Source organism: Luteibacter sp. P4_D7_3 (assembly GCF_056401735.1).
The window spans coordinates 1-7,061 of record NZ_JBFUIT010000218.1 but is presented as its reverse complement, the minus strand read 5'-3'; the positions used below and the strand labels follow the sequence as shown (position 1 = coordinate 7,061).

Below are 7,061 nucleotides of genomic sequence, written 5' to 3'. Positions count from 1 at the left end.
GTTGGATAGCCCGGAGCGGCAGCGTAAGCCTTTTGCAGTTGCCAAGTCGTGCAATTTGCGACTGTTTTTTGTTTCGCCCGTCACTGACGGAACAAGTTGACCGATTTTCTCATTTCATCAGCCGCCCGATGTGCTAAGGCTGCGAAGTCTGAGCTGGCGCTAGCGTAAAGGATGGCGCGGGAAGAAGAAATCATCAGACCGGTGCCATCGGCGGTTCGTCCCTGGGTCATGACCGCCTGGATGTCACCTCCCTGGGCACCGATGCCTGGAACCAGCAAGGGCATGTCGCCGACCACCGCGCGAACCCGGCCAAGCTCTTCCGGCCAGGTTGCGCCCGTGACCAGCACACAGTTGCCGTTTTCGTTCCATTCGCGGGCGATCGTCTCGGCGACCCGGATGTAGAGCGGCTGGCCGCCGCAATCCAGGGCCTGGAAGTCCGCCCCACCGGGATTGGAGGTGCGGCAGAGCAGGATCACGCCTTTGTCCGCACGCTCCAGGAAGGGCTCGATGGAGTCCCGGCCCAGATAGGGGTTCAGCGTGACCGCGTCGGCGTCGTAGCGCTCGAATGCCTCGGCGGCGTAATGCCGGGCCGTCGAGCCGATGTCGCCGCGCTTGGCGTCCAGGATCACCGGAATGCCCGGATGCTTGTCGTGGATATGGGCGATCAGCCGTTCCAGGACGCCCTCGGCACGCTGCGCGGCGAAATGGGCGATCTGCGGCTTGAAGGCGCACACCAGGCCTGCCGTGGCATCGACGATGTCACGGCAGAAGGTAAAGATGCCTTCCTCGCCGGCGAGACCCGCGGGCAGGCGGCCCGGCTCGGGATCGAGTCCCACACAGACCAGGGAGTCATTGCGACGCCAGGCGTCCTTCAGGGCGGTCATGAAGTTCATGGGCGGCTTCGCTATGTAGGTAAGTTCGAGGCAAGGCTACTGACTGTAGGAGCCGATTCATCGGCGATCCCGCGGCAGCGGGCAAGGCTGCCGCGATCACCCATTCGCCGATGCATTCGGCTCCTACAACAGCGTGGGCCTTATCAGACCAGCTTCTTGTATTTCACACGCTTCGGACCGGCATCGTCGCCGAAGCGGCGCTTCTTGTCGGCTTCGTACTCGTTGTAGTTGCCCGGGAAGAACTCGACGTGCGAGTCGCCTTCGAACGCGATGATGTGCGTGGCGATGCGATCGAGGAACCAGCGGTCATGCGAGATGACCACCGCGCAGCCGGGGAACTCGAGCAGGGCGTCTTCCAGGGCGCGCAGCGTCTCGACGTCCAGATCGTTGGACGGCTCATCGAGCAGCAGCACGTTGCCGCCCTGCAGCAGGGTCTTGGCCATGTGCAGGCGGCCACGCTCACCACCGGACAGGCTGCCGACGATCTTCTGCTGGTCGGTACCCTTGAAGTTGAAGCGGCCGATGTAGGCGCGCGACTGGATCTCGAAGTTGCCGATCTGCAGGATGTCCGAGCCGCCCGACACTTCCTGCCAGACGTTGTTCTTCGGATCGAGGGCGTCGCGCGACTGGTCCACGTAGGCCAGCTTGACCGTATGGCCGTGCTTGACCTCGCCGGTGTCGGGCTTCTCCAGATTCATGATCATCTTCATGAGCGTGGATTTACCGGCGCCGTTGGGGCCGATGATGCCGACGATGGCGCCAGGCGGAATCTTGAACGACAGGTCCTCGATGAGAACGCGGTCGCCGAACGACTTGGTGACGTTCTTGAACTCGATCACTTCCTGGCCCAGACGCTCGCCCGGCGGGATGAAGATTTCATTCGTTTCGTTACGGCGCTGGTACTCGACCGAGTTCAGTTCCTCGAAGCGGTTGATGCGGGCCTTGCCCTTGGACTGGCGACCCTTGGCGGCCGTGCGAATCCACTCCAGCTCCTTGGCCAGCGCCTTCTGGCGCGACTTTTCCTGGTTGGCTTCCTGCTGAAGGCGTTCGCCCTTCTGCTCCAGCCACTCGGTGTAGTTGCCCTTCCAGGGAATGCCGCGGCCGCGATCGAGCTCGAGAATCCACTCGGCGGCGTTGTCGAGGAAGTAGCGGTCATGGGTGACCGCCACGACCGTACCGGGGTAGTCGTGCAGGAAGGTTTCCAGCCAGTCGACCGACTCCGCGTCCAGATGGTTGGTCGGCTCGTCGAGCAGGAGCATGTCGGGCTTGGACAGCAGCAGACGGCAAAGGGCGACGCGGCGCTTCTCACCACCGGACAGCGGGCCGACCACGGCGTCCCACGGCGGCAGGCGAAGGGCATCGGCGGCCACTTCGAGCTGGCGCTCGAGGGCATGCGCGTCGTTGGCGGCAAGGATGCCTTCGAGGGCTTCCTGCTCCTTGGCGAGCTTGTCGAAGTCGGCGCCTTCTTCCGCATAGGCGGCATAGACCTCTTCGAGGCGCTTCTGGGCGTCGAGAATCTCGGACACGCCTTCCTCGACGACTTCGCGCACCGTCTTGGTCGGATCGAGGTCGGGCTCCTGGGCAAGGTAGCCGATCTTCGTGCCCGGGTTGGCGCGTGCCTCACCCTGGAAGTCGGTGTCGACGCCGGCCATGATCCGCAGCACCGTGGACTTACCCGAGCCGTTGATGCCCAGCAGGCCGATCTTGGCGCCGGGGAAGAAGGACAGGGAGATGTCCTTGATGATCTGGCGCTTCGGGGGGACGATCTTGCTCACCCCGTTCATGGTGTAGATGTACTGCATGGTTGCTCCGTAGGCCAAGGCCGCGCCCCCGGGGCCGATGCACGCCGGGTGGGCAAACCCCGATTATAGCGGTTTCAGGGGGCGGCGAGCTGTCGCGGACCGTGAACCCCGCCGCCGCGTGGGCCGTTTCGGGCCCCGCTCATCGGTGCGTTTCCCGCCCCTTCCGGGCGCCCGCCCGCAGACCTTCGGTGCGGTGGCTCCCAGACTGGGCGGCCCTCCCCCCTCGAGCCATCTCCGCCATGGTTGCCACCTCCCGCCTCGCGGCATTACTCCTGGTTCTTCCTTTTCATCCTGCGACGGCGACGGCCGCTACCAGCATGGTCGAGCGCTTCGATGCCGCCGTGGCGCGCCTGCCCCCCGAGGACGCGCCAGCGGATGACGGTCCCGCCCGAGCCAGGCGATCCGCAGCCGATGTCGTCATCGAGCGGCGCCTGAATATCGAGGTGGACTTCCCCGGTGACGTCCACGGCGCGATGTACGGCGGTTTTCTCCATGGCGAGGCTGCTGTGTTTACGCGATCGGGTCATCACCTTGATGCCACCGTCATGCGCGACGGCGATACCAGGGTCATGTCGTTCGACGAGCCTGGCGACGGTGGCGCGCAGGCCGACCCTGTGTCCGCTGGCACGGGGGCGGAGGCGATGCGTGTTCGTCGATCGGTGCGCCCGGGACACTTCGAGGATCCGGCCGCCTACAGCCTCCACTTTTACTTCTTCAAGCATGACGACCTGGCCGACAGCAACGTCCGGGTTCTGCACGCACGTTACGTGGCATGGTGGATGGCGGATATGGCCACTCACGTGCTGCCCGTGAATCGGTTCCGGGCCAGCTATGCGGAGCGCGTGCGTTGGCTTACCTCCATGCCGTATGGAGACGCCCACTCACTGGATGTTTTTGAACGTACGCTCAAGGCGATGGATCACACCTACGGGTTCGACATGGACAGAACCTATAAAAGGAAATTCGTGCTGCTCACGGCCGGGCGCCCCATGCCGGGCACGAGCGGCGTGGCTTTCGAAGGTGGCAACGAGGCGATCGCTTCCATCGCCGGTCGGACACGCATCGTCGCCCACGAGATTGGCCACATGCTCGGCGCCACGCATCTGAACGCCGAAACGCGCGGCTGGTGGGGCTGCGAGACGAACATGCTTTCGATCTCAAGCACGGTGCGCAGCGACTGCCTCGAGTACAGCGCGGCCAACCAGCGCGCCATGCGTTCTTATATGAGGCATGGCCCGGACACGCTCGCCCCACGGAAGATGGTGGACGCGCCAACGCCCAAATAAGGCTGTTCAGAGGTCACCTGCCGGAGCATCGCGAGGGTTGGCCGCAGGGTCATCAATCCTCCGACCAGCGGGTGTTGGGAAGGAAGTCTTCGCCCGTCCTGACGTAGTCGTCGATATGGCGCATGTTGGCCGAGGAGTAGCCATAGCAGTTGGAGCGTAGGAGCAGGCTGGGCGCGTACATGTTCGTCTCGCACCACCATCCACCGAAACGCACCTCGGCGGCAGCGTGTTTCGCACCCAGAAGATGCCCCAACTGGTGGGCAATCTCGGGGTACCTGCCGCTGATGGAGGCGATGCCTTCGGACCCTTTCTGCCAGGAACGCCCGTAGCGCTCGGGCTCGGGCATGCCTTTCACGATGAGCATGAACTTGTGCTTGTACGTGCGCGGGATGTGCTGCTCCCGCGCGTAGTGCTCGATGACATCCGACCAGTCGTGCAGCGATCCGGTGTATTGGTAGCGCATGTCGGTGACGCCGGGAATTCGCTGGCTGTAGAAAAGGTCGACCTTCTTGCCGGGAACGATGCGGCGCTGCAGATCGGCCAGCCACCAGGCGACATAGCCAGCATGGACGTGCTGGGAGGATATGTCGCCCATATCGTCGTGGAGCATCAGGTGAAACGTGAGGCGGTTCGGCGTGAGGTCGACATCCGCACTCCTTCGCGTACGCGATGGCGTTATCGGTGTGGCGTTCGGGGCTGCAGACGCTGCGCCGGTGGTGTTCTCGACGGGCAGGCTTTCATGTTCGATATCGGCGCTTCCCGATGTGAAACCCGTGATGTCGACGCCGGCAGGCGAGAGCGATGTGATGTCGAGGTGGTCACCGGAGCGCGTGGCGACGACCGACTCCCCATGCCACGTGGCGTCGTACATCTGCCCATGACTGCCGTCGGCGAACACGATGTCGCCGCCCAGGGCGCCGAGCACGACGAGATCGTCGTCGCGGTCGTTCGCGACCGTAGTCGTGACTGAAGTGTCGGCAATGTGGACGTGCCTGGGCAGGCCGGTCGATATCGCGGCGTCGAACAGGGCCACCGCCTGGGCGGTGTCGTCGGTCTCGATGAGAAGCTGGTTGTCGCCCCGCGAGATGGTCGCGGATTCTCCGTTCCAGTAGCCCTCGTAGGTGAGCATGGAGCTTCCGTCCGGTAGTTCGACGGCGGTGTTGAGTCGTGAGGTGACATCGAGTCGCGCTGTTGTGGCTAGTCCTGCCTGATCCGTCGCATGGAACGGAACGATGCCCTGTGGAAGGCCGCCAGCAACGCGCTCGTCGAACTGAGCTACGGAGGGCGAAGCGTCCCAGGTCGAAGCGGTCGCCGGCGCAGCGCAGAACGCCACAATGGCGAGTGTATTCAGGTGAAGGATGTGCTTCATAGGTCCGGAAGTTGGAAGGGCGGTGGCGCAGGGTAGAGCCACCGTCTCCTTCTTTTACCGACACCTACGAACGTTGCGGCGCTTTCGCCAGCAACACAGGAATGTTCCTACCTGCGCGGGATCAACGCTCTCTTTCGATCGTCTCCAGCGCTTCTTTTACGTGTCGACGGATCTCCAGATCGTTTGCGCCGGTGTAGATACGGCAGCTGTAGCGGGGAGTGATGAAGCCCATCATGTTCGTTACGCAGGGGAAGCGATCTTCGGCGTAGCGATGTGCGGCACCCAGGGTGTGGCCGAACTCGTGGGCCACGATGTGTCGGGGCCCCGTTCCGCTGGCCATCGCTACGGTGTTGTTCTGAAGGGCGACGCCATAGGTATAGTCGCCCCAGTTCGCCGCGACATCGTTGACGAAAAGCATGGTCTTGGTGATTTGTGACGGCGTCGCGCCTGCGCTGTCGAGATAGCGGTCGGCGATATTCCCGAACTTCACCAGTGAACGATCAGACGTCACGGCCTGGTGGTAGTTGAAATCGGTCACACCGGGGATGTGATCCTTGATGATCACTTTCACCGGGATGCCTGGTTTCACCGCGTGCTCCATGTCGCGGATCCACCACGCGATGTACCAGTTGTGGAACTTGGCATAGTTGGTTTCGCCGGACTGGTCATGCAGGAAGATCCAGAACTGGAGTTCCCGCGGTGCCTGCGTCTGTGGCTCTGCCGTGAGCGAGAATGCGCGCTTACTCGCCGACGGTGGGAGGGTGATCGCATCGTCCATCTCTGGCGCTGCGCTGCGGCGAATCCGTCCGGTCGATACCGTGGGCTCGAGCCGTTCGTCGGACACCGACACGCTCAGGTCGTCGCCGATGCGCGTAAACATCGCTTCAATACCATTCGACGTCCCGACATAGGTCATTGCATGGCTTCCATCGGGAAAGACCACGTCCGTATCGAGCTTTTCCTCGATGACGACCTGGTCGATCCCTTCGCCCCGTTCATCGTCGGCGGGGCGGGGGAGCGCGAACGCCTGCGGCAGGCCGGCAGCGACATAACCGTCGAAGAGTGTGGCTGAGGATGACTTGGCGAGGACGGTTGTCTGCCAACCGGCGAATGCCAATCCGATGGCCAGAGCGAGCTTGCTGGAAATGTGGGTCATGGGTGCTTCCATTCGGGAGGAGGGTGGGTGATGCCCGGAATAAACCCTACGGATCCTTGCGGGCGGGTGCTGTAGGCATCGGCTGGCTTGCAAGTCAGCGGAGACCTGGGACCTGGCTCTTCGGCCGCAGCGCCCGCGCTTTGCCCCACAGGTGCGAGGGGAATGCCCTTGCGAACGTCCATCCTCCGGGCAGCACAACACGCAAGAGGACATCGCGATGGACGGGCGTGCCCATGGACGACGCACCGCGCACGGCTGGGGAAGGCTGGACACGACGCTCGCCGAACTCGCGAAAGCGCGCGGAAGCCTTGGCGTGTTCGCCTACGAGTTCCTCTGCTTTGGCATGAAGCAGGCCTGGGCCTGCCTCTTCGGCGGTTGCATGGTGGCGCTGTTGCTGCTTTCGGGCCTTTACTGGCCGAAAGGCGCCCCGATCGCCCTGTACGACGCGCTCCCCGCTGTGGGCCGGGATGGTGCTCGCCGGCGCCATCTACCTGAACTTCTTCACCCACCACGGGGGTGCATGGCCGTGCGCCCGGGTATGGCGCCCGAGCGGGT

6 protein-coding genes are annotated in these 7,061 nt (G+C 63.6%); 2 read left to right on the top strand and 4 right to left on the bottom strand.

From position 1 onward, the window contains the following. Positions 1–80: 80 nt before the first annotated feature. Positions 81–893 (bottom strand): orotidine-5'-phosphate decarboxylase, encoded by an 813-nt coding sequence (pyrF, locus tag AC1DSN_RS16110; protein ID WP_477295286.1) that lies wholly within the window; start codon positions 891–893, stop codon positions 81–83. A 143-nt stretch (positions 894–1,036) separates the two neighbouring features. Then, positions 1,037–2,695 carry an energy-dependent translational throttle protein EttA gene (ettA, locus tag AC1DSN_RS16105; RefSeq protein ID WP_213948611.1) on the bottom strand — a complete coding sequence of 553 codons (1,659 nt, stop codon included), beginning with the start codon at positions 2,693–2,695 and terminating at the stop codon, positions 1,037–1,039. Positions 2,696–2,934: 239 nt separating this feature from the next. Here ettA and AC1DSN_RS16100 point away from each other — a divergent pair, with 239 nt between their 5' ends. Beyond that, a complete protein-coding gene (locus AC1DSN_RS16100; RefSeq protein WP_477295284.1) occupies positions 2,935–3,981 on the top strand; it encodes a hypothetical protein in 1,047 nt (348 codons plus the stop codon). Positions 3,982–4,033: 52 nt separating this feature from the next. On the opposite strand, the gene AC1DSN_RS16095 is transcribed toward AC1DSN_RS16100, so the two are convergent. Together AC1DSN_RS16095 and AC1DSN_RS16090 are read right to left on the bottom strand one after the other, a co-directional pair. Further along, positions 4,034–5,350 carry a hypothetical protein gene (locus AC1DSN_RS16095; protein ID WP_477295282.1) on the bottom strand — a complete coding sequence of 439 codons (1,317 nt, stop codon included), beginning with the start codon at positions 5,348–5,350 and terminating at the stop codon, positions 4,034–4,036. A gap of 121 nt (positions 5,351–5,471) precedes the next feature. After that, entirely contained in the window at positions 5,472–6,506 is a 1,035-nt protein-coding gene (locus AC1DSN_RS16090) for a hypothetical protein (protein WP_477331635.1), read from the bottom strand. A gap of 217 nt (positions 6,507–6,723) precedes the next feature. Here AC1DSN_RS16090 and AC1DSN_RS16085 point away from each other — a divergent pair. Next, positions 6,724–7,061: DUF817 family protein (locus tag AC1DSN_RS16085; protein ID WP_477331633.1), on the top strand; the 338-nt coding region annotated here is incomplete at its 3' end.